Origin of the sequence: Paradesertivirga mongoliensis (assembly GCF_024436395.1) — a bacterium.
Taxonomy (GTDB): Bacteria; Bacteroidota; Bacteroidia; order Sphingobacteriales; family Sphingobacteriaceae; genus Paradesertivirga; species Paradesertivirga mongoliensis.
Map to the genome: position 1 here is coordinate 397,409 of NZ_JAFMZO010000003.1, position 23,610 is coordinate 421,018.

Genomic DNA, 23,610 nt, shown 5'->3' on the forward strand with positions numbered 1-23,610 from the left:
TAGAATTTAATATTAATTACAAGCCTAGTTTTATACCCAAAAGGAAAGACTTCAGCTGCGGCAAGCTGCCATAGTTCTGACCGTACAGAATAGGGTTATTTACGTTAGCAACTTCAGGGCTCTCTCCTGAATAATTAGAAAAAGTGTGAAGGTTCTGTCCTGTCAATACAATCCTTGCGCTTTTAAACACTCCTTTTAGAAACTTCTCTGTGGCAACCGTGTAGCCAAGGGATACTGATTTAAAGCGAAGGTATGATCCGTCTTCAATCCATCTGCTTGAAAACCTGTTATTTCCTACTGCATCGCCATGTAAGGCTCTAGGCATTTCAGATACATCTCCTTCCTTCATCCAGCGATTTAATACCTTTGCAGACTGATTGTTGTATCCCGACATAGCTTCCAGATAGGCACGCTGTCCGTTGTACACCTCGTTACCTACAGAAAAATCAAGAAATACATTGAGATCGAATTTACCGTAGGTGAAGGTATTTGAAAACCCGCCGAAGAAATCGGGGCTGCTGTTACCTAAAAACTTACGATCTCCGTTATCAATAATTCCGTTTTTGTCAACGTCCTCGAACATAATATCACCGCCTTGAAAAGGAACCGCGTCTGCAGCGCCATTCTTCGGTTTTAGATCTGAACTATTGGCATACACGCCAATTGCGTTGAAACCGTAAAAAGCACCTACAGAACTGCCGACCTGTACCGCGCCAGAAAAATCGCCATAGCTTACTACTTTTTCAAGCAGAGACGGAAAAGACACAATTTCGTTTTTATTGTACGCTCCATTGAAGCTTGATTGCCAGCCCATCTTGCCTGTCAGGATCTTCGCTGATAAACCTAATTCAAATCCGGTATTTTTAAGTTCGCCTTCGCTTACAGGATAAGACTGGAATCCGCTGATAGTTGGAAGCGCGATTCTGTTATACAGATTCGTAGTGCGCTTAGAATAAACATCGGTGCTTAAAGCAATGCGGCCATTAAATAAGCCGACATCTAAACCTGCGTCAAACTGCGTAGTTTCTTCCCAGGTGAAATTCTTGTTTCCAAGTCTTCCTAAACGCGTTCCCGGATAATTGAAATACGGAGCAGGAACCAGGGCATTAAATGAATTGAAATATCCCACTTCCTGATTTCCGGTGATACCGTAGCTCGCCCTCAGTTTTAATTCACCGATTGCACGACTATCCATCAGGAAAGGCTCCGAACTGATTAGCCAGCCCGCAGATACTCCCGGGAAATAGCCCCAACGATTACCCTTTTCGAACCTGCTGGATCCATCCGCTCTCACACTAGCCGCTACCGTATACTTCCCTTTATAGGTGTATTGCGCATTACTAAAGAAAGAAAGCAGGTTCCAGGTAGGTGAATCACTAGTTAAGGTATCGATAAACCGCTGATTACCTGTATTAACAATTGATAACTGATCCGAGGTCGCGTTTATAAACACCCCGAATTTACTATCACGTGTGGTGGTTTGAAGGGCGTTACCCAACATAGCTGAGATCTGATGATCGCCGGACTTTGACGTTTTGCTATAGTTAAGCGTATTCTCATTCATAGCCATCATTTCCAGCGTATTTTGCTCAGATGATTCACGCAAAACATTTTCTACCCGCGCAAAGCCCGCCGAAGGACGGAATCGTCTTTCGTTCAGCCTGGAATAATCAGCAAATAATCCTATCCTCAGATTTAAGTTTGGCGAAAACACGTACTGGCCGATAACCCTACCCGACACCCTGTTTGACGCAGTAAGATTCCTCATCCGTTCTATAACTGAATAAGGATTACTGTTGCCGGCATAATCAGCGCTATCCGGCTCTCTTAAATTAGTACCATCCACACTTTGTTGCAAAGCCGCTAAAGTGGGACTCTTTACGGAGGCCAAAAACAGTGGATTCGTTAGAAAGGCACTGCCCCCGTCATTTGTGCGCCTGTTCGTTTGAGCGTAGTAAATACTGTTCAGAAAACTTAATTTTCTACCTACTTTATAGTCGAGATTAAAACGAGTACTGAACCTACTGAACCCGGTATTCTCGACCGCACCGCTTTGGTTAGCGTAACCCAGATTCAAAGAATATTTCGTTACAGCGTCGCCTCCGCGCAGATTAAAGTGGTAATCGTTATAAAGGCTACCACGAGTTACCAGGTCCTGCCAGTCGGTATCATTATTATAACGCTCGACCTGGTTGGCTGGGGTAGAGAGTAAAAGATATCTTCCAACACCATTATTTATTTGAGCAGGTGTCTGGCCGCGAGCTTGCTCTTTTTCAAGAATGAACGAACGGTACTGCTGGGCATTTAGCACAGAAAGCGATTTAGGAGCACTTATAACCCCAGAGAAGCCTGAAAAATCGAGCAGAGTTTTACCTTGGGTACCGCCATAGGTATCAATAAGTATCACTCCATTAGCTCCTCTCATACCATAGGCGGCTGTAGACTGAGCGTCTTTCAGTACCGTAACGGTTTCTATGTCACCCGGATTGATATCCGCTAAAGGATTATTATCTGAATTGAGCGCCAGCGGATTAACTATTCGTGCCGCCTTAACCGGAACCCCATCGACGATAAACAAAGGCATTGTACCTGCGTTAAAGGTGGATATTCCTCTGATATTCACCAATGCACCCGCACCTGCGGCACCGGAAGAGTTTACTACACGCACCCCGGCTGCCTGCCCCTGTAATAAAGCATCAATCGAAAGTTTCGGAAGTTCGTTAAAACTAGACGCGGGAACTATTGAGACCGCGCCGGATATAGTCCTTTTTTTGACTTTTAAATATCCAAGATTTACGTCAGCGCCGGCCATCTCCTGTCTTTTCATAAAATTACTTAAAGCGCTATCAACTAGTATAGGCGACTTTTCCGGCTTACTTTGAGCCATGGTTCGCACAGACGTGCCTGCCGTTAAGGCCACCAACAAGGCTAAGAAAGAGGATGAATAAGGTCTAAGTTTAAACATATTAAAGGTTATAATCTTGTTTTGAAATGAGGGGAAGAATTAATGTTGCATTAATTCTTCCCGTGTTTTGATTTAATAAACGGGTGTAAGTAACATAGTCTCCAGGCCTATAAAACGGCCGGATGTTGTCATTACCCACTTGATACGTTTATCTCCGGAAGTTTGGAATTCATACTCGCCCACATAAAGATTTTGATCCCATTCTGGTGGACCAGAATAGCTTGTAGGCACACCAATGTTATCCATACCATGCATTAACTGAGCGGTAGACCTGTTTCCTCCTTTAAAATTCATCTCAAACTTATATTTACCTTTTTTCACACCGCGAACTATAGTAACAATAGAATCGCCGACGTTATCATTGAAAGCAAACAAGCACTTAATATTCGGCCTGCCTTTGGGGTGATTAAATCCATCTGCAGTAATTCTCCAGTTTGTACCGCCCACTTCAATGGCGCGTGCACCATCAACATAGTTAGGGATGCCATAAGCATAATTGTCTGCGTTTTTAAACACATGCATAATCTGCGTTCTCTTAATCCCCGGATTGAAAACGAGGCGGTTGTCGAGGTTATGAAGCACACCGTTTCTCATAATCACGTCACTGGCAGCGAAGTCAATCGTCGCATTGTTCATCAGCTTTTTATCGGCCAGATTAAAATAAATCCATTCCTGACCGTTTAAGGTTGTTATCGTACTATCCCATCCTGCAAGGTGTTTCAGAGAGGGAAACCCTTGCCGGAGCGTAGAATAGCTCGAGCTAAAATTACCACCGCGGATAATGTGATACCTCATCTTCCACTTTAATTCATCTAAGGGAAGATCGTCAAAAGTGGTAATACCAGCCTTTTGCAGTACTTCATTAGTTTCTGCAAAGAGAGTTAAGCGGATCCGTTCTTTTTTGTCGTTTTCGAGATTAGTCAATGTATCCATCAAACCTGCACGCTGAAGTCCGCCTATCAAAATGCTGTATTGTGACTGGTTGGCTAATAAAAACTGTCCGATAGTAAGTGTCGGAGGATCGAGTACACCATCCATCTTATGGACATAGCCATTCGCGAATTCAATATCCGTTTTATAAATAAGGGCCTTTCCGTTAGCCGTAGCGGTAGTTTTAAAGCCCTTAGACACGTCTATAGAAATATAATCTTTGTTACCCGTTGTTGCTACCTGAGGGCCCTGGATAAAATCAGGGGCTTTTAAGCGCGCCTGCAAAATGTGATAGACCATCAGGGTTTTAAGTTCGGCCTCCGTAAAGTCATCGATGCTATTTTTGCCCCGCGCTTTAATGTACTTCCTGAAAGCAGTATTATCAGGGGCAAAGAAAGTAAAAGGGCCGTATGTATTTAAAATAGGGGCAATTTTTGCCTTTTCGAGCGCTTGTATGGCGATACTTAACGAGGTATCCTGTTTGATCTCTTCCAGCATCATCTTCTGGCGATCCAATTCCTGAAACGAGAAGGACTCTTGTTCTTCACATGCGCTAAACACAATAAGCACGCTAAGTATTGAAAGAGCAGATCTGCTTCTATTTTTAAGCAGAGCCAGCGTTGTAATTATATTTTTCATGATTTGCATTTTATATGACAACTATTCATTACTTACTTATAGAAGGGGTTTTGAACCAGATTCGGGTTAGCGTTAAGCTCCTCCTGATTTATAGGTAAAAACCATGATCTTGGATCAATTATACGAGAACGAATCAATGAACGCTCGCCCGGGGTTCGGCTTCTGAGGATCAGATCAACCAACATTTGCGGACGGTTATAATTTCTGGCCACTCTCAACAAGTCGAACCATCGTTTTCCTTCCATCGCTAGCTCCATCGCTCTTTCTTTTAAAATATAGTCTACCAAGGTTTCGGTCGAATATCCGCCACTCACTTCATAAAGACCAATTCCAGCGCGTGCCCTAACTTCATTGATCAAGCCTATCGCCTCTTCTTTTTGTTCGAAGGTACCGTTAGCGAGAGCCTCGGCTCTCATCAGCATAACATCGGGCAAACGGTAGATGATGAAGTTCGGGTCGTTTGTGGGCCTGCGAAGATCTGTTGTTTTGGAAAGTCCAGTATATTTCCAGAACATGCCTCCGGTAAAATAGGTAACATCCTTACCGCGTATAACATCAAATTCATTGGTAAAATCACCAATCAGGGCATTGTTAACCAGATAGGCTCCGGACACTCCACGCAAATCATTTGTTTCCAGCTTCGTGTAATCAAATTGAACCTCAAAAATGCTTTCATTAGTATTCTTTAGGGAAAAGATAGTCAACCAGTCTTCCCCAGGTACCAGGTTATATAAACTTTGGTTATCCAAAACTTTTTTAGAAGCTGCCGCCGACAGGTCGTATTTAGCTTCCCAGAGATATACATCTGCCTGCAAAGCATTTACAGCACCTTTGGTAACCAGCCCGCGGGTATCCTTAGCCAGCGCGTATTGAACAGGGACATGCTGCTCGGCAAAAGCTAAGTCCTCTTCAATTGATTTTAATATGTTCTCAGGAGACGTTTTGAATGGACGGTAATCAACCGCGTCGCTATTCGGCGCTACGGTAACCAAAGGAATTTCGTTAAACGAACGGACGAGATAATAGTAAGCGAGTGCTCGCATGAAGCGAGCCTGACCTACAATAGAATTACTTTCCTGTTCGGTGAAATTGTTATCCTTTTTAGTGATACCAGGTACATCCGTGATCACCACGTTCGCTCTTCCTATCAAAAGATAAGCAGACTGCCAATCCAGGATATTTATATTTCTCTGGTTGGAATCAAACCGATTAGGCTCAAAAAGCTGGAAATAGGGGTAGGTATTATTGCCAGAGGCACCTGCCGATATAAGATCACCCCGACTCTCGCCCCACATCCAAAATTTTCCTACGCAACTTTGTAAAGCATCGTAGATGCCGATAAGCGCAGCGTTTGCATCATCTTCCGTTTTGAAGAAGTCTTGCCTGGTAAGAGAGCTGTCGGGTCTTTTATCAAGCATCTTTTCGCAACTGCTTAAGACTGATAACAAAAGCAGTAATGACAGCGATGTTATTTTTCTATTAAGTATGTTATACATATTCGTCGTACGTTTAAAATTTGAAATTTAAGCCAAGGGTGTACTTACCGGGTTGCGGAGTACGGCCCCTGTCGACACCGATAAACCCAAAATCCTGACCGAGACCGATTTCAGGGTCCGGTCCGCTATAATTCGTCAGGGTAAACAAGTTAGTGGCAGTTACATACATATCAAAGCCACGTAGCTTTACCCTCTTAACCAGGTCGGCAGGGAATGCGTAGGCCAGGGTAAGTGACTTTAAGCGGGCGTAAGAGCCGTCCTCAATCCATCGGGTAGAACCTGTGGTATTCCGGTTGTCATCGCGCAAAGCCCTAGGCATATTGGTCTCGTCACCTTGCTTTCTCCAGCGCCTTAACACCGTTATCCCTTGATTATTTACATTGTCCATCCTCTCCAACTCATAGCGCATTCCGTTAACCAGGTCGTTTCCATACTGGAAGTTAATGAACGCGGTTAAGCTGAGGCCCCTGTATCTGAAGGTGTTGTTAAGACCGCCGTAAAAGTCCGGATTACCATTGCCTACTTTCACTCTATCCTGGGCATTGATAATCCCATCGTGGTTAAAGTCTTCAAAAATGGCGTCGCCGCCTTTGTATGGTGATCCGGTCTCGGTATTCACACGCATTATGCGTGGGGTTATCCCGTCAAGTTCATAGACAATATTGCCGTCCGCGTCTTTTACCGCGGCGTCTAAATCAGTGGCGTAAACTCCTTTATAAACCAGTCCATAGTAAACACCCAGAGCATCACCTTCTTTAACCTGGCTTGAAAAACGTGCGAATTGATTATCAAATCTGAGAGCTCCTCCAGGAAGACTGCTCACAATATTTACGTTTTTTGCAATATTAAACATGGTAAGCCAGGAAAAGCCTTTTCCGTTTTGTGCTTTTGGTTTGAACACATCGTAGCTTATATCAAATTCCACCCCCCGATTTTTTATACTTCCTAAGTTAACCAGGATACTATTGTTGGAACTACCGCTGGAGCCGGGCAGAGCAAGGTTCCGCAATATGTCTTTAGAATGATTTTCGTAGAAATCCAACGCAATAACCATTCTACGATTGAACATTTCCAAATCCATCCCCAGATTTTTCTGCACGTTGGTCTCCCATTTTAAATTATCCAACTGAGGATTACTCTGAGACACTCCTGAATAATCTCCATAGGCACTTCCCGTAGAAAACTGACTGATGAATTGATAATTGTTTATACCACCGCTTCTACCTGATGTACCGATGGTTGCTTTCAGTTTTAACTCATTCAGAAAAGTGAACTTTTTCATAAAAGGCTCGGAAGATAATCTCCAAAACAGCCCTGCGGCAGGAAATGTGGCGAATCGGTTACCCGGTCCAAACTTCGAGTTACCTTCTCTGGCGAAAGTAAAAGAAGCCGAATACTTGTCGTCTTCACCGAAAAGAACCTGCGCCTGTCCGAAAGCCCTGATCGCCGCATAATCGTCGTTACCACTGCTAAGCGAGAGGTAGCCAGAGGCAGCACCCAGCGAACGCATTTGCCCGGTCGCAGTCGCATAGCCTTCTGTTGTTAAACGATTCCCTTTGGCCCCACTAAGAGTAACTCCCGAAGTTGCCACCAACTTAAACTTATCGGCAAACTTTCTATTATAAGAAAGGAAATTATCAAGGTTATGCGTACGACGTTCTACATCACGATTTTGAATACGGTTAAACAAATTATCGTTCCAAATCACCCCGGTAGCTTCCGGTGGCAGGAACGCAGATGCGTCATCTCCGATAAATTCTATACCGGCCTGAGACCTGAAGGTTAAACCTTTGGCAAGCTCTAATGTAGCGGTGAAATTAGGCTTTAGATTGATAGTTTTTGCTGTGTTGCTTACCGAATTCACGAAAGCGATCGGGTTATCCTGTCCGTTCATAAAGCCAGGAAGAGATAGATAGCTGCTTTGGGGATTCCCCTGCGCATCGATATCATAGATTGGTAACATTGGTGTCCGTGTTAAGGCTATGTTAATCGGTGTTCCTCCGTTCAAATTCCAGTGAAGGTCATTTTTGGAACGTGTGAAGGCTATATTAGCTTGTAATTTAAGCTTGTTAGAGACTTTGTAATCGAGATTAAAACGCCCGGTAAATCTCTTAGCGTTTAAAGCCTTCATAGAGCCTTGCTGATCGTTAAAGGAGGTAGTGAAGCTATATCGAACAGCTTCCCCGCCGCCACTTACAGAAAGATTATAGTTTTGGGTTAAACCAGTCCTGGCAAAACCCTGGAACCAGTTGGTATTGTTTTGATAATACAGATACGCTTCGTAGGTAGGATCGTCTACCAAAGGTCGGAGATTGGCATGTAGCGGGTTAATGTTTCCGTTGTTCTGTTCCGCCTCAAGACGCATTGCTTTATACTGATTGGCGTCAAGCACCGGAATCCCACGCGCTTTTTCTACTAAAGTAGTCTGTGTTTGGAACGTGATATTAGTTACACCAGGACGACCTCTTTTAGTAGTTATCACAATCACACCATTCGCCGCACGGGCGCCGTAAAGTGCTCCGGCGCTGGCATCCTTTAAAATGTCAATTCGCTCAATGTCGTTAGGATTTATATCGGCGATCGGGTTGGTTCTGGCCACATCACTATTAGAGTAGGAGGCATCTGCCGTGATAGGCACACCATCAACAATATACAGAGGTTGCGCGCCACCACCGATTGTCCCTACTCCTCTGATACGGATGTCAGCTCCGGCACCCGGATCGCCTGATTCTGAAACGATCTGAACTCCAGCGGCCCTGCCCTGAAGCATCTGATCGATAGACGTAGCCGGTTCTCTTTCCATCAATTCAGCCTTAACTGTGGTTACAGAGGATACCAAATCTCTTTTTGGGGTGTTTATTAAGCCTAAACTCGGAGCATCCGATCTTGTCCCCGTAATCGCTACCGCAGCAAGTTCGGTACCGGATTGAAGGGCTACATTAATGACACTTCTTCCGTTAACCGACTCCACCTTAGTAGCTGAGCCGATAAACGAAAACTTAATCCGGTTCTTGGCGTCCGCCATTCTTAGCGAATAGTTACCCTCCTCATCGGTGGTCGTACCATTCACCTGACGGTCGTTCGCATTAATTTCCACTACAGACACACCCGGTAAGGCGTCCCCGGAAGGGCTTTCGGTTACTTTTCCTCTGACAACTTGTGCCTGGGCCATTACCGCCGGAATAAAGCAGCAGGTCATAGCAAGAGCAGCCAGATAACAGATTATTTGTTTCTTGAACATAATGTATATCATTAAGATTTTAACTTACTTTCTAGATTTTCTCGAAGTTATTGGAGGGCTGCCGGAATTAGCAATTTGTCGGTTCGGTAAGCATAGCCCGTATTATTCGGTGTTCCGCTATACAGTTGCGGACCTACCGAAGCCACATTATTAGCCGCATTGGTAACCGTATTACCGCCGTTACTGAAGGTAAGGTTCCCGCCAAATTCAGCAGCCTTCGCTCCTGTCAACCCTGCCTTATTTAGATTTGAACTAACGATCTGATGTCTCATCAGGTTAGCAAACTGATTAATGGACATGTATACATCACCCAAAAGCTGCTTCTCGACGTCAATACGAGCGGCTCTCATTGCTGCGTTGTCGGGCATCATATAAGTATTACCCCGGTTATTGATCGCATAGGTGTTAATCAGATTAGTTTTTTGCATCGCCGCGAAATACAGTTTGAATTCTGGCTCAATCATTGCCTTACCGAGCGCGCTTAACTGTCTCGGAGATTCTCTGAACGTGCTGTTAATGAAATGGATGATTCCGTTACTCGCACGGATGTCCTTTCTTCCGAAATCGGCGTCGCTTCGCAAGGTGGTGGACAACATTTCGTAGCCGTTTGAGAGGAAGTGAAGATTTGCACCCACCCTACGGTTTTTCAAGCCCTCAGCGGTCATTACTGTATCGCTAAGAAAATAGTTTTCCAGTACTTCTTCGATATAGGATGGAGATAAGGAATCAATTTTGTTATCGACCTTTGCCATAGCAGGCGCAATGAATGCGTCGAGCACCTGGTTATTAGGGATTAGAATGGTTGTGAAAGCGGGGGTACCTCCCTGGCTGTTGGCTACTGTGTTCCCCACAGCTTTGTATTCGACTGCAATATTTGCGCCTGAATTAAGAAGCGGATAGGTAAAGATATAAGCAGTGTCAATCGTGCCGTTTCTGTCCTTGTCGAAAGAATTTTCGCGATCAATTGTCTTGGTGCGCAAAACTTTCATCATTTTACCGAAAGTTGAGTTCGCTATTTCCGGATCGGAACTAATTATTTCTTCTAAACTTTTCAGCGGAACCATTACTTCTGGAATACCGTGAATAACGCCGTTATCGGCATCCATGTCTTGAAGAGATTTGACTATCTCCAGGTTATTTATTTTAAATACACCTGCAACGCTTGCGTCGATGTCGACAAATTTACGGTTACGGGTTAAATACTGTCTTTTTTGACTATACAATTTATTCAGCGGATTTGTGTAGCGGTCGCGGAGGTCATAATAATACCACATACTCTGCACTACATGGTAGCTGCAAATACTAAACAACTCTGCTACTGGTACGTCTTTCACTGAGCTGTATCCGCTTGCGCTTAAATACTTGGTGAAGGCTTCGTTTGTAGGCGCGAATACAGTGTACGAGCCCCCCTTAATTAAAAAAGGTGTCAAACCAGAATGGTCTAGAGCCTCTGTGAACATGCTGAATTCGGGAGTTTTTTTTATTTTTTCGTACAAGTTCCCGCCCTTGGTGCTTCCGTCACTCCAGTACTCGTCGAAATTCTTGTTACAGCCAGCGAAGGAAAACAACAAGAAAAACAGCAAAAAAACCCGGTAAGGGTAATCCTCTTTTCGTAAAAATCTAATCATTGGTTATATAATTTGGTTAACTATGCAAATTTTATTGGTTTACAGTGCCGACAATCCCTCCAACACGCATAAACAAATACTTGACTTTATTGAAATTGAAATAACTTCCCTTTACTAATTGGCCCCAATGATTGCGATCATTTTGCTGGGTTTTAATTAACTAAAGATAAATTGAGCATGGTTTTTCCTATGCCACATTTGTGCAAATTCGTATCCCATTTGTTCACCCAGGTATTTTGAGAGTTTATCACTGAAATATACTCTTTATACCAACGTTGACATAAAACCCCCTCCTTATTCGAGAAATCCAAATCATAGGGCACCCTTTTTTCATTACAATTCCTTCAAGCCTAAATATTGGGTTCCACGGGGCTCATTCAATTGTAGAAAGAACATTAAGACCTTAAATATTTAAGGCATTCATTCTGCTGCCACTTCTTAATTCAGGGCTAACGACGCCAAATGGAAACTCCGGTTTTTACTGCCGAGATGAAACAGCAGCATCAGGAAAATATAATATGGTTTTGAGGTGCTCCGCTGATATTACTTGTGTTAATTGATGTCATTTTTACGAACATGGAATTCTGCTACCTTAGAACCAGCTGCTCCGTCGGCAGATAACGATTGAACTACTATTTGGTATTTTCCGTCAAGATCTGATGTAAAAAACTCCAATATAGCGGTGCCATCTTTAGCCACTTTATTGCCCGGACTCCAAAACAAGGTGGTTCGATAATCCGGGGTTTTTGAATGGGCGCTGATGTCTGCAGGGTACATGGGTGAATAAAACTCGCGCATATTTTGTAATCCATCATAGTCGGCAGCGGCGGCTCGCTCCGTCAACTTAAAACCTCCTAAATCACCTCTATAGCTGTGCAAACTCAGGATACCCGAGAAAACATTATGACCATACACATATGCATCATTAACTAATTCAATCCTCTCTATATTCATCGGGTTGATTTGAACTACCGCGTCCCCCTCGTCAAAAACAGGAACTCCATCTATCAGAATCAAGGGCGCCTGGTGATGGAAAGTCCCAATAGCCGGACTAAGCATTTTTAACCGGTATGATTTATTTTTTAAGGTTACTAGAACTTCTGAAACATACTCCCTTAACACTTCTTCCATCGTTGTGAAACGGACATAATCGTCAAGTTTATAAACCCGATCGGGCCTCACATAAAAAGCTGCACTATCAATTGGTTCTACTCGTTCTCTATTAAGATTTGTTGATTGGTATATATTATTTACCTGCATTGCAACGCTCCTTAGGAGCAACTCCTGGTTGTTTGGATATGTTTTTTTAAAACTAACTTTAGCCGGATCGGTAAAAAACGTCGAGAAAGGTGAATTTATTTCCAAACGTACAAGACTGTCGCGCCGGGGATCTGTCTGAAAACTAATCTCGGCCCGCCCACTAAAGTCTTTTGTATAAAAATTTACCAGGCCATTACTATTTGACACCCCAGTATAAAATTGCGGCCTGCGACCGGGAATAGATAGAAACGCTATTTGATTAGCAACCGGCTCCAGACTTTTAACATTGGTAATCCGGCCGCTGACAATATGCCCCTCTAGTTCTGGCAGATGGTAAGTATCTTGTTTCTTTTCACCTAACACATCGTCCCATTTAAATCGTCTCCACCCATGTGTCAGCATTAGCTCGTCGGTCGAATTATGGTATGGATTATCTAAGTACCAGGCAGGGTCTTCAACATTTCCTTTCAGCTCGGAAGTTAACCAAAGGACCGAGGTAATATCTCCCCTGCTTTTCTCAACAGAATCTGCTCTATAAACAGCAACGGAAAAATCACCGCTTGCCGGCTCGCCATTTCCGAATTGCTCAAATGAAATAATAACCTTTTCTCGTGGAGAGTATACGGCTTTATTAGCAGAAACGTTGACGTTAAGCAATTTCTCGGGCTTTTTAAAAAACAACCGTTCACATATGGGCCGGCCAGAGGCGTCAAATAATGTAAGGTGAGAAATGCCGTCTCCCAACTGAGTAAAGGGAACAGTAAACCCCTCCGAAAGCGTGTTGCTCGGCAACGTGCTGACAAATCCAAGCTTCTGTCCGGTATGCACAAGCAAGGTGAACTTCTCATTGCTTTGAATAGTATTTTGCACACTAACGTTCAATACTGAAGCTCCCCGCTTAACAGACATTACCACGCCGCTATCGTAGACAGGAGGTAGTGGTGAAGAAAAAGATTTCCCATTTACGGGCATCACTACAGCCCTGTATAACCGCTGTTTCTGCGGTTTGAAGTTGAAGCTCCCTATTCCGTGTCTTGACGGAGTAAATCGTACTATCGTGTCAAGGCCATCGAGAATTGCCCCTTCAAAATCTACAGAATGTCCTTCATTATCCAACACCTTAAATGCGACTTTACTAGTCAGCCCTGAAACAAGATTGCCACCTTCCGGAAAAAACTGAATAGCCAGCGTTTTCTCGGATGCATTTACTACCACTTCCTCCTCCCTTACGGTATTATAAATTGAAAGACTCTTTTGATAATAAAAATCCGGATTAAAATTTTTCATCCAGTTGGTATAACTTCTCAGCCGGTAGCTGCCCGACTCCAATGCAACCGGCAAATAAGCAGAACCTGCGCCTCTACCCTCTTTTAATTCTATTTTCGTTTGGATAACCGGTTTGTTTTGTGAGTTGAGTAACTCGACGTAGGCTACTTTACTCACATTCGAGGGAAGGTTAGTATAGGCTTCAGTACAATAAACTTTAAACCAAATGATCTCGCCGGCCAGGTACACATCCTTGTCGTTGTGAATATAAATCTTCTCCTGAAAATTGGTCTTCAAATGGTTGCTGAGCTTTCGTTGTAAGTCTCCGCCATCCTGCTGGGCCCGGGCGGAAAACTGAACCAGTGTGCATAATAACGATAAAAATATTTGAGCTTTCATCTCGAGTTTCGCTTAATTGGGCCAGAATGAAGGCTTTACATTTGAGCCACGAGTAGTGCAATCAAGACATGCTTTCGGGCCGATAATAATTGAAGTATCACCATCTTTCCAAATCTTACTTTGGATTAGAAAATCCATTTGCGTATAGAACGAAACAGAATCAGAACTAACGGTCAGGACAGGTTCACAGGCTTCTCTATAAACCCAGGTCGCAGGCTTATCCTCCTTATGAATAAAAATTCTCTTTTCGGATACTGTCCCCGCACTTATCCATCCTATAACCTGTTCTTCGGGACGGGTTACGCATCTGATATTTCCCTTGAGTTCGCTGGGCTGAGGATCGAAAATAGTCCCTATCTCCTCGGTATTTTTCTTCATCGTCTCCATATATTGATAAGCTTCGCGAGTTAAGCCACATTGCTGAACAGAAATGCTATACAACTGAGAAAGCTTTATTGATGTTCCCTGGATGTGGGTAAGGGGAAAAAGAGAGACCCGATCATCAGAGAGCCGTTCCGTAGATCCTAAAAGAATACTTGAAGAAGCATTATTTTGCCAGCACCGCTCTACACTAACAAGTCGTTCGATTATTCTTCCGTCTTTGAACTCCCACAAAGAAGGTAAACCAGACCGAACCTCCCATGTCTCGCTAAAATCCCATGAGTAAAACTTAGTTTGGCTATTAGGATCGTGAGTGTTGACATAAACTTCAAAACCTCCTCTTTCTATTTTAAAATTCAAACTATCAATTTCTGGGGTAGCGATATTTTTCAAAAAGTCGGTTTCGTACACCTTTGTGTTTGCTCTGATAATTTTCACCCGGTAGCTTTTTGCGATATCTAAATTTTGAGTATTCAAATTACACTCGCCATTCTGATTGGAGATTCCCATAATGATCGTTCCATCGCTTCCTTCAACCAGCACCCTCGCGTTCGGTTCGGGAATACGCGGCACAGGATCCGGCAAATTTCCGCTCCGGCTTAAAATAAATCTAGTTGTACCTCCTATAGTTAGATGCCCCTCAACCACCAATAAGTCCTTGTTCTCAGCATTTACTTCAGGACTGAAAGGGTCTTTACAGGATATTGCCAATACAAAAAGTAAAAATAGAACTGTATTTAAAAGTCTCATTTGAAGCGGATATTATAATTGACAAAAGGAATTGCCGTGCCAAAAATCGACAGCTTGTACCCGTTAATAACCTTATTCTCACTGGCGAAGAAGCTGGCAAAGGCATTTTTTCGTCCGGTAAGGTTATAAACTCCAAACGTCCAGGAGTTGTGGGTTAGCTGTCTCACTTTATGGTTACCTAGCACATTCAACGAAATATCAGACCGGAAATAATCGGGAATTCTATACTGATTTCGCTCCGAATACAATAGCCGCTGCCCTCCCTTATAAAAATATCTGCCAACAGGCAATGTTATTGGCCTGCCCGTGCTATATGTAGTGTTAAGCGAAAAACTGACCCTGTGCGAAAAACGATAATTTCCAATTAAAGTAAAATCATGAGGCTTGTCGTAGTTAGACGCATAATATTTGCCTCCGTTGATGGAATTTGTTCCGGTGATATCTTCTGTTTTGAGTAAGGTTCGAGAATATGTATAGCCCAACCAACCATTCAGTTTGCCCGTAAGCTTTTTCACCAGGAACTCTATTCCATAAGCTTTTCCCTGAGTTGGGAGTACATCTTGCTCCAGTTTATGATTAAGAATTAAAACTGCTCCACTTTTGTAATCCAGGAAATCCTTTATATTCTTATAGTATCCTTCAACCGAAGTTTCGATGGTATTGGATTTAAAATTCTTGTACAGGCCGAGCGAAACTTGATCTCCCCGCTGAGGCTTGATATTCATATCACTTAACTTCCATACGTCTGTGGGAGACATCGATGTGGTGTTTGACAACATGTGAACATATTGCCGTTGCGTGTTATAACCTGCTTTTACAGAAAATGTGGGACTCAACGCTATTCTTGCCCCCAATCTGAATTCCGGCCCGTGATATGTTTTGATGAACTTTCCCTTCGGGTAACTTTCGGTAGACACCATATTTGCGTCTGTTACCGGGAGGCCGGGTGCGTAGAAATTTACCTTACCGGGACCCATATTGTTATACATGGAATAGCGCAATCCAGCATTCAGCGTGATAGCGTCGCTGAGGTCATAACGGGGTTCCACAAAAATCGCACTCTCTATTGCCTGTTCATTAGCCAAAACATCTGGCACTACCAGCGATCGCTCATTATAAGGCAAGAGCGCACCGGGTTTACTCTTATATAAAATCGAGCTGCCGCCGAACTCCATATTCAATTTTGGCGTTGGATAATAATTGAAAGTCGCTTTTAAATTATTTTGCTGAATACTGAACTTCATACTGTAATCCACTTCTTCCAGATAATTACTGTAATTATTGTACTCATACTTGTCTACACCGCCAGAAACAACGCTATAAAGCTTGTTATTAAAGGTGTGTTTCCAGCGCAGTGATAAATTTTGATTACTGTATCGAAAGGTGGTGTCGGTTGCCAGGTTGGATTGATCACTACTTAGATAAGCTGTGAAATAAAAGCTATTTCTTTCATTTTGTTGATGGCTAACATTAAGATTCAGATCATAAAAACTTGCTTTCGCACCTCGATAACCGGCTTTTTCTGGTAATAGGTCCATAATCCAATTCGAATAAGTGGTGCGACCGCCTACAATGAAAGATGTTTTGTCTTTAATGATGGGCCCTTCGAAATTGAGTCGGCTGGTAATAAGCCCTATACCTGCAGTGCCGGAATACTCCTTTTTGTTACCCTCGCGGGTGTTTAGCTCAAGCACTGAAGCCAACCTCCCACCATATTTTGCAGGAATGCTACTTTTATATAACTGAACGTCTTTGATCACTTCAGGATTAAAGGCAGAGAAAAAGCCAAAAAAATGTGCGGGGTTAAAAACTGTTGCGTCGTTAAAGAGGATCAAATTTTGATCTGTGGAGCCTCCTCTCACATTGAAACCGGTGCTTGATTCTCCTACAGACTTAACCCCCGGAAGAGTCAAAACCACGCGTAACACATCAGCTTCCCCAAAAACCGTTGGTACTTGCTTTATGGTAGCAATGTCCAGTTTCTCGATACCCATCTGAGTCCTCCGGATATTGGCTGTTTTGTCTGCTGTAATAACTACTTCTTTTAAAGAAAGCAATTGGTCTTGCAAGCCAATATCCAATTTTCCATCTCCCAACAGGAGAATGTACCGGCGGGTATCTTTAAAACTTACTGCTCTTAAATTTAATTCATGTCGCCCTTTTGGCAAGGTTAGAGAATAAAACCCGTATGCATCCGTAACAGCTGTAATTCGTGGCTTAGTAATAAATACGGCAACTCCCGAAAGAGGTTCACCCGATGTACTATGCTTCACATATCCTGCTATCGTCGCATTAGTTTTCTGGGAGTTTGTGTTAACTCCGATGGTGTAAATCTTGTTTTCTAACGTAGAGATCACCCTTTGTTCAGGAGCAGCTAAATCTGCAACCTGAACCTTGGGTGCTGAAACGTTATTCGGCGTTTCTCCACTATATTGAGATGGAAGCACTACCATTATTTGCTCCCCTTTCGTCAAGAAAATACTGTTTCCATAAATTGAATAATTAAACTCTGTACCAGAGAACGCCTGTTTTAAAATCGCTTCAGGGGTCGAATTCGAGACGCTTGCCGTTATTCTGATGCTGTCGAACAGTGGTCTATCGTAATATAACCGGTAATCGGATTGCAGCTCGATTTGTTTAGCTAGTTCGTCTATAGAAGCATTCTGGAGGTTTATATTGATCGTTGCCGAATCTCTTTGAGCACTGACTTGCTTTGCTGAAGCAGCGCATAAAATAAAAAAGAAAAAGTATACCAGGTGCAGATGTTCCTTTCCCATACTAGTTTTTTATCGAATCGAAATATCCAACAACTCGTAATATCGACCGCTCCTTTTCTTTTTTAAAGTTTAACTTGTTTGTTTTGATATATTGCTGAATTTGACTTCTGTTAGTTCCGAAAAGATTAACTAAATCACCTTTGGTTTTAACCTGCCGAAATACCGAATCTCTTAACAGGTAATACCGGTCATTCACAGACGCATTACGCTTTACATCAAACTGATTAACAGACTCATGCACTTTCTTCTGCCTCTTAGCAAGCAATACAGAGGGTCCCTTGTGAAGTAAATCATAATATCCGGAAGGGATCTGCTCTTCACTCTCCGTGTCGGTTTTTAGATTTATGAAAGTATGTCCCTGAACAAAAAATGATTCTACAAATTTCGGATTTACGATAACCTTAGATTTTTTGTCTGGGCCTATAACTATTAACTCGTCTCGCACAATATCATACGCTACATCAAGATCATTGTAACTATACCCTTCAGATGTAATGCTCCCTTGCACAAACTGTCCATTACCGAAAAAGGTGTGCTCATTATCATGGAGACTTATATGGTCAAAATAATACCTCCCGTTAAAAATCGATGAGCTCTCCCGCTGTTGGCTTAGATAAAAATTTGTTAGATTTTGAGATGCTGCTGCGATATAAGAGCTATCATTAAGAGCTTGTGAAAACGCACCCTTACTTAAGGTTAAAAACAGACCGGCTGTGGTAAGCAATCGATAGGTTGTGATCATAGGTTTAGATAGGAATTGAGAAAAATGCAGCGTCAATAAAAAGGGTACAAGTAAGTTCTTGTACCCTTAAATAACAATTGGCTGATAGTGCTAAGACCTTTCTTTTTATTTTAGTCCTTCAGCAACACCAACGTATGCTGGTTTCCGTACATAATTTTCGTTCCACAAACCGATAGGCTCGCCTGCTCTCCAGCTTGAGCTTGCAGGACTATCAAGAGGACTCCATATTGTAATACCATAGCGTTGAGCCGCCGGAACAAGTTCAAAATATTTATCCACCACGAACTGATACATTTCTTTCTGGGCAGCGTATTGCTCAGCAGTAGCTTGCGGAGTCTTCACGTTTCCAGCGAAGCCCATATCAAGTTCGGATACTTTTATAAGCTTTCCGGTAGCAGCCAATAGTTGGAACATTTCCACAATTTTCGCTTTGTCGGACGTTGCAGTAATATGCATTTGAGTACCGATCCCATCAATTTTAGCTCCCTTTCCTTCCAGATAGTTAACGTATGCAATCAAACCACGAGTTTTATCGAGGCTCCACTCTAGATTATAATCATTTATAAAGTGGATGTCTGTGGCATTGCCATACTGACGGGCCCATTGAAAAGCTTTCAGAGCATAATCTTTACCCATATAATCCTGCCAATAGAATTCATCGGCGGCCATTGTCGCTTTACCTACTCCGGTCTTCAGCTCAGCCGGACGTCCATCATCCATAGGCTCATTAACTACATCCCATGCTTTAACATGATCTTTAGTTGCAGTCACCATTTCCTTAATCCAGTTCTCCATAGCATTACTGATAAGAGTGTTCTTTTCAGCTGGAGTCTTTTCGATAATTTGGTCTTGAGCACCACCATATCCCTCGCCTTCTGCAGAACGGCCACGGGTAGAACTGCCACCCCAGCCTCCCCAAGTTCCAACGCCGTTTTCGAAATCGCTTGTTGCTATCAGATTTGTGTTACCATCACGCGTTAAAACTACATTATCAATATTAACGGTCCCCGCATAGTCTCCAAAACTAATTACAAACCTGTTCCTGTCCGCTTTCGTAGTAGTTACTTTAAGCTCGTATTCTTTCCAGCCAGTAGTTAAAGCAATCATTCCAAAACTATTGGAAGAGTAATCTGCTGATGATTGGAGCTCTGCCCGGATATTACCGGCAACACTTCCCTTAGCTACGATTTTTAGCGTATATTCCGTATTATTCTGAAGCGGTGGCGCTAAATCATAGGCAACCTGTGCTTCCCAGAAATTTCCAGCAGTTGGGTTTTTAAAAAAGTAGGAATAACCAGCATTGCCGCTACCTTTTTCATTATACTTCTTCAGAGTAATGTTATCAAAGTAAAAAGTAGTGGCGGTTTTTCCTAAGTTAAACGCTATTGCCCCACTTGTCGCCATTGATTCAGATACAGTGATTTCCTTAGTATAAGTTGACCACGTTGGTGTTGAAGAAATAGTACCGAAGAAATCCCAGTGCTTATACGCACCAGCCGTCACATGGGCTTGAGTGGGATAAGACGCTGCAACATCCGAACGCACATCCATCTTTAGCTGATATTTTTCTCCTGCCACCACAGCTGGAGAAAATTTTATAAATAATTGAGCATCATAATCATTTGTCCGAACTGCAGCGTTAGTTATCTTAAGCGCTCTCCCGGTGTTGTTCGTGCCCTGACCTACGGCGGTAAATCCAGCAACAGCATTTGTGTTAGTTTGATAATTTGTTGCGGCGTCGGTTTCAAAGTTAGCACCGGTAACAAGGTCCCAGGTTGGGGTAGCCTTCCCCGGAATTACGATCGGTGCAATTAACTTTTTCAAATAAGTTGCGTTCTGATTTGCATGCCATGCAAGAGTGTGCCCGAAAACAGAGACACCTCCTTCCGCAGCTACATCTAACAATGTAGTAACGTTTCCTAATTTAAGTGAGCCGTCGTTTTGAACAACCGCGCCGTGCTTCATTTCATAGCCCAAGGTAATTTCATCAAAATTACTATTGACCAACCGGTACATCACCCCTTTTTTAGTGTACTCAGCCAAAGATACGGCCGCCCCAAATTTTAAATTTGGGTTAGCAGAGCGATCAATATACTCCTTCAATGGTTTATAGGCGTTTATCGCTTGTTGATTTACATAGCTTTCAGGCGCCTCCACCTTGTACTCAAGAGCATCATATTTCTGGCATGAAGCGAGCACTAGAGACGCGCTAACGCCCAGTGCGATTTGGTAAAATAATTTCATATTTCTTAAATCTAAATTATAACCTTAATTAGCTACGGGGGTGAATGTCTCCATCCTAACTCCCCGATCACGTAAAACCAATGTATCGGTAGTTGTTACGTTAACATCACTTAGCTCAACCTGATAGTTTAGGTAGAGAGCATCGCGGTCTTTATTACCCCAGCTATTTTTCTCACCTTTTTTAACAAACTTACCTGTTCCGCTGGCAGCAAAGGTTCCATCAGCTGAAGAAACAGTACAGTTGCCGCTTGCATCGAAAGTTAAAAGCAGCGTGCGGTTTACATTTACGCCACCTGTTCCTTTAACAACCAGCGGAAATTCAGCCTGAGTCAAAGAACGGGTTGTCATACCTTGAAGTTGATCTTTCTCAACAAACTGCATGTGACGGGTCTCAGTTCTGTTAAGCGCCGTATTACCGCCTTTACCAACAAATACGTCTTTTCCTCTGCGTAAGTAAGTACCGTGCCATGGATTCACATATTTTACAGCGTAAAGTGTATAATCCTTCCCAGCGAGAATTGAATCAGCCTGATTTACGCCAGTCATTTTCAATGGAATGACATAAGTTGTTTTAGTTGACAAGGGGTCAGCAAAAAAAGCATCAGTTAACTGAACTTCTACTCCACCTACAAGACTGCCTTTGGGAATAACAATGTTATTAGACGCAAGGGTATAATAGCTGCTCGGCATGACTTTAACCTGTCCACCTCCAACAGTTGCTGGAAAGGATAAATTTGCAGCCTTCGCATTGTCCACGACAAAACCAATTGAAATGTCTTTTTCATTCGAATAAACCCCACCGGTTGTGGCCATAATTCTAATCTTGTGCTCATTATCGAGGGATGTATCAAATATGTCCTCACCCAAGGTAACTGTTCTAATTGGACCTTGATATGCGAAATAAACCGACTGCATCCCAAAATCAGGAAAATCCCACTCAGCATTTTTACAAGAAGTGAGTGCAGTTAAAAGGATTAACGGGATATAAAATATTTTTTTCATAATATAATTAAGTTTTAAATGGTGATGAGATTCTGTTACCAACTGGATTCAGTATTTCATCGTTCGCTCTACATCTGTCTGAAACATGAGGTGCCTGCGGGCACCTCTTAACTCTACCATCCAGTGTTTTGCTGCAATGCATTATATTTTAAGATCTCGCTGTAAGGAACAGGTCCAAATCTCATAAAATCTTCATAAGGCCTGGCTTCCACATCAATAACCTGATAAATGGAATTGTTCTGCGAAATCCTCATTCCTTTGGCAGCGTCATTCATGCTTTGGTTCCATCTGCGGATGTCCCAAAATCTGAAACCTTCAAAAGCTAGCTCTAACCTCCGCTCATTTCTGATAAGATCGCGCATCAAATCCTTATTCGCTTTGATGGACTCAAGGTACGCATCTCCCCCGGTGATACCTGCTCTATTGCGGATCATTTTGACGATATCATAAGCCGAATGCGCATGACCACCGGTTCCCAACGGGCCGAAAGCCTCATTTGCTGCCTCGGCGTATATCAAAAACAACTCTGTATAGCGAATATGAGGTTTGTAGTGTTTCTGATTATTAACCGTACCAGCTATGGAAACATCTTGACGCAGAAGCTTTTTCATGTAATAACCAGTTCTGGTAGATTGTTCGGTTTTATTCAAACCATCTCGCTCTCTGTCGGGGGTAGCAGTATTTGTATAATCAACACTTGTAAAGATCTCAGTATTTGAGGGACCGGCAGTACCACGGTTAAAAATAACAGTTCGGGCCAATCGCGGATCACGACCAGTGTAAGGCGCAGCTGGATTATAGCCACTCAATGCAGTATTGTCGATAGGATATCCATTTGCCATCGGAAAGGCATCAACCAAGTTTTGTGTAGGATTCAGACGACCCCGCCCCTGTAAACTAGGTGGATAATGATCGGCTTCCAGGTTACTATTTGTTCCAATATTAGTACGCCACAGAACCTCCGGAGGCGTGCCCCCTGAGCCTAATCCGTCAACCTGATCTTTTTCATACCAAATATGACCCTTTGTATCAAAAAGCCACTGATTTGCATTCAAAACGTCCGCTGCGTGATTTGCTGCCATGGTCCAAGTAGTTGTATTACCTGTGCTATAAGCGGGACTCGCAGCCAACAAACTCGCTTTCGCACGAATTGCTTTGGCAATTCGCCGAGTCATAAGCTGCTTGAACTGCTCACCGAAAACGCGGTTATACGTTTCTGCGGAAACACCTGCATACTTTGCGGGCACATCCGATATCGCTGATTGTTTATAATCAAGAGGCAATAACGCTTCAGCCTTATCCAAATCGCTGTAGATTTGCTTCATACAATCTTCAAACGTAGCACGCGGCTTATTAAAGTCTGAAAAGGGATTTTCTGGTTCGAGTATGAGTGGAACACCATATAAAACACCATTTGACCATCCTGCATGTGCTTGTAACAGATAAAACATCATGTATGCTCTCAATCCATACGCTTCTCCCATATAACGATCTTTGAACATCGTGGCAACCATCGGACTTTTTGTATCCCAGGTTACTTTCTCTGCTTCAGCCAGGAAAAGATTCAGGTATTGTATACCTGCCCGCGCGTTATGCCAACGGTCGAAGGGATTGTCAATTGCAGACCACTGACCTGTTGCCGCCCGGCGAAAGCCATTGTTTATATCGTTACTCACCGCATCGTCTGTGGCAACATCATCAAAAGTCCAGCCAGCACTCGGAAGCCGTGTGTAACCGTTCAGCAGGATTCCATGTGCGAGTGTTGGTTGCGTGTAAATATCTTCATATTCACCGTTATTTACTGGTGCAGGTTCGATAAACTTCTCACAACCCGACAGAGTAAATAGCACGCCTATAACAAGTATTGAAATTCTATTCATTTTTTCTAAT

General features: G+C 43.0%; 12 protein-coding genes. All 12 read right to left on the minus strand.

What is annotated here, in order from left to right; all coding sequences use genetic code 11:
- Positions 1-16: 16 nt before the first annotated feature.
- The 12 genes from J3P43_RS12970 to J3P43_RS13025 all read right to left on the minus strand — a co-directional run bounded on the left by J3P43_RS12970 (position 17) and on the right by J3P43_RS13025 (position 23,600).
- Positions 17-2,965 carry a SusC/RagA family TonB-linked outer membrane protein gene (locus tag J3P43_RS12970; protein WP_255903047.1) on the minus strand — a complete coding sequence of 983 codons (2,949 nt, stop codon included), beginning with the start codon at positions 2,963-2,965 and terminating at the stop codon, positions 17-19.
- A 72-nt stretch (positions 2,966-3,037) separates the two neighbouring features.
- The gene (locus tag J3P43_RS12975) at positions 3,038-4,534 is read right to left on the minus strand and encodes a fasciclin domain-containing protein (RefSeq protein WP_255903049.1); all 1,497 of its coding nucleotides are present in this window, start codon (positions 4,532-4,534) and stop codon (positions 3,038-3,040) included.
- A 32-nt stretch (positions 4,535-4,566) separates the two neighbouring features.
- The gene (locus J3P43_RS12980) at positions 4,567-5,952 is read right to left on the minus strand and encodes a RagB/SusD family nutrient uptake outer membrane protein (protein ID WP_255903051.1); all 1,386 of its coding nucleotides are present in this window, start codon (positions 5,950-5,952) and stop codon (positions 4,567-4,569) included.
- 91 nt (positions 5,953-6,043) lie between these two features.
- Positions 6,044-9,271: a SusC/RagA family TonB-linked outer membrane protein gene (locus J3P43_RS12985; protein WP_255903053.1), complete on the minus strand. Its 3,228-nt coding sequence runs from the start codon at positions 9,269-9,271 to the stop codon at positions 6,044-6,046.
- Between the two features lie 47 nt (positions 9,272-9,318).
- Positions 9,319-10,899, minus strand: coding sequence for a fasciclin domain-containing protein (locus J3P43_RS12990; RefSeq protein WP_255903055.1), 1,581 nt, complete (start codon positions 10,897-10,899; stop codon positions 9,319-9,321).
- A gap of 552 nt (positions 10,900-11,451) precedes the next feature.
- Positions 11,452-13,824, minus strand: a complete 2,373-nt coding sequence (locus tag J3P43_RS12995; RefSeq protein ID WP_255903057.1) for a Plug domain-containing protein — start codon at positions 13,822-13,824, stop codon at positions 11,452-11,454.
- A gap of 12 nt (positions 13,825-13,836) precedes the next feature.
- On the minus strand, positions 13,837-14,955 hold the full coding sequence (locus tag J3P43_RS13000; protein ID WP_255903059.1) for a DUF4249 domain-containing protein: 1,119 nt from the start codon (positions 14,953-14,955) through the stop codon (positions 13,837-13,839).
- Positions 14,952-17,732, minus strand: coding sequence for a TonB-dependent receptor (locus J3P43_RS13005; RefSeq protein ID WP_255903061.1), 2,781 nt, complete (start codon positions 17,730-17,732; stop codon positions 14,952-14,954). The genes J3P43_RS13000 and J3P43_RS13005 overlap by 4 nt, the downstream gene beginning before the upstream one ends.
- A gap of 1 nt (position 17,733) precedes the next feature.
- Entirely contained in the window at positions 17,734-18,474 is a 741-nt protein-coding gene (locus tag J3P43_RS13010; RefSeq protein ID WP_255903063.1) for a hypothetical protein, read from the minus strand.
- A 105-nt stretch (positions 18,475-18,579) separates the two neighbouring features.
- Positions 18,580-20,718, minus strand: coding sequence for an endo-1,4-beta-xylanase (locus J3P43_RS13015; RefSeq protein WP_255903065.1), 2,139 nt, complete (start codon positions 20,716-20,718; stop codon positions 18,580-18,582).
- A gap of 24 nt (positions 20,719-20,742) precedes the next feature.
- The gene (locus J3P43_RS13020; RefSeq protein ID WP_255903067.1) at positions 20,743-21,720 is read right to left on the minus strand and encodes a DUF5627 domain-containing protein; all 978 of its coding nucleotides are present in this window, start codon (positions 21,718-21,720) and stop codon (positions 20,743-20,745) included.
- A gap of 113 nt (positions 21,721-21,833) precedes the next feature.
- The gene (locus tag J3P43_RS13025) at positions 21,834-23,600 is read right to left on the minus strand and encodes a RagB/SusD family nutrient uptake outer membrane protein (RefSeq protein ID WP_255903069.1); all 1,767 of its coding nucleotides are present in this window, start codon (positions 23,598-23,600) and stop codon (positions 21,834-21,836) included.
- Positions 23,601-23,610 lie beyond the last annotated feature (10 nt).

What these genes read in the sequence shown, in the direction of transcription:
- J3P43_RS12970 (WP_255903047.1), bottom strand. Translation starts at nt 2,965, where the DNA reads ATGTTTAAACTTAGACCTTATTCATCCTCTTTCTTAGCCTTGTTGGTG.
- J3P43_RS12975 (WP_255903049.1), bottom strand. Translation starts at nt 4,534, where the DNA reads ATGAAAAATATAATTACAACGCTGGCTCTGCTTAAAAATAGAAGCAGA.
- J3P43_RS12980 (WP_255903051.1), bottom strand. Translation starts at nt 5,952, where the DNA reads ATGCTTGATAAAAGACCCGACAGCTCTCTTACCAGGCAAGACTTCTTC.
- J3P43_RS12985 (WP_255903053.1), bottom strand. Translation starts at nt 9,271, where the DNA reads ATGTTCAAGAAACAAATAATCTGTTATCTGGCTGCTCTTGCTATGACC.
- J3P43_RS12990 (WP_255903055.1), bottom strand. Translation starts at nt 10,899, where the DNA reads ATGATTAGATTTTTACGAAAAGAGGATTACCCTTACCGGGTTTTTTTG.
- J3P43_RS12995 (WP_255903057.1), bottom strand. Translation starts at nt 13,824, where the DNA reads ATGAAAGCTCAAATATTTTTATCGTTATTATGCACACTGGTTCAGTTT.
- J3P43_RS13000 (WP_255903059.1), bottom strand. Translation starts at nt 14,955, where the DNA reads ATGAGACTTTTAAATACAGTTCTATTTTTACTTTTTGTATTGGCAATA.
- J3P43_RS13005 (WP_255903061.1), bottom strand. Translation starts at nt 17,732, where the DNA reads ATGGGAAAGGAACATCTGCACCTGGTATACTTTTTCTTTTTTATTTTA.
- J3P43_RS13010 (WP_255903063.1), bottom strand. Translation starts at nt 18,474, where the DNA reads ATGATCACAACCTATCGATTGCTTACCACAGCCGGTCTGTTTTTAACC.
- J3P43_RS13015 (WP_255903065.1), bottom strand. Translation starts at nt 20,718, where the DNA reads ATGAAATTATTTTACCAAATCGCACTGGGCGTTAGCGCGTCTCTAGTG.
- J3P43_RS13020 (WP_255903067.1), bottom strand. Translation starts at nt 21,720, where the DNA reads ATGAAAAAAATATTTTATATCCCGTTAATCCTTTTAACTGCACTCACT.
- J3P43_RS13025 (WP_255903069.1), bottom strand. Translation starts at nt 23,600, where the DNA reads ATGAATAGAATTTCAATACTTGTTATAGGCGTGCTATTTACTCTGTCG.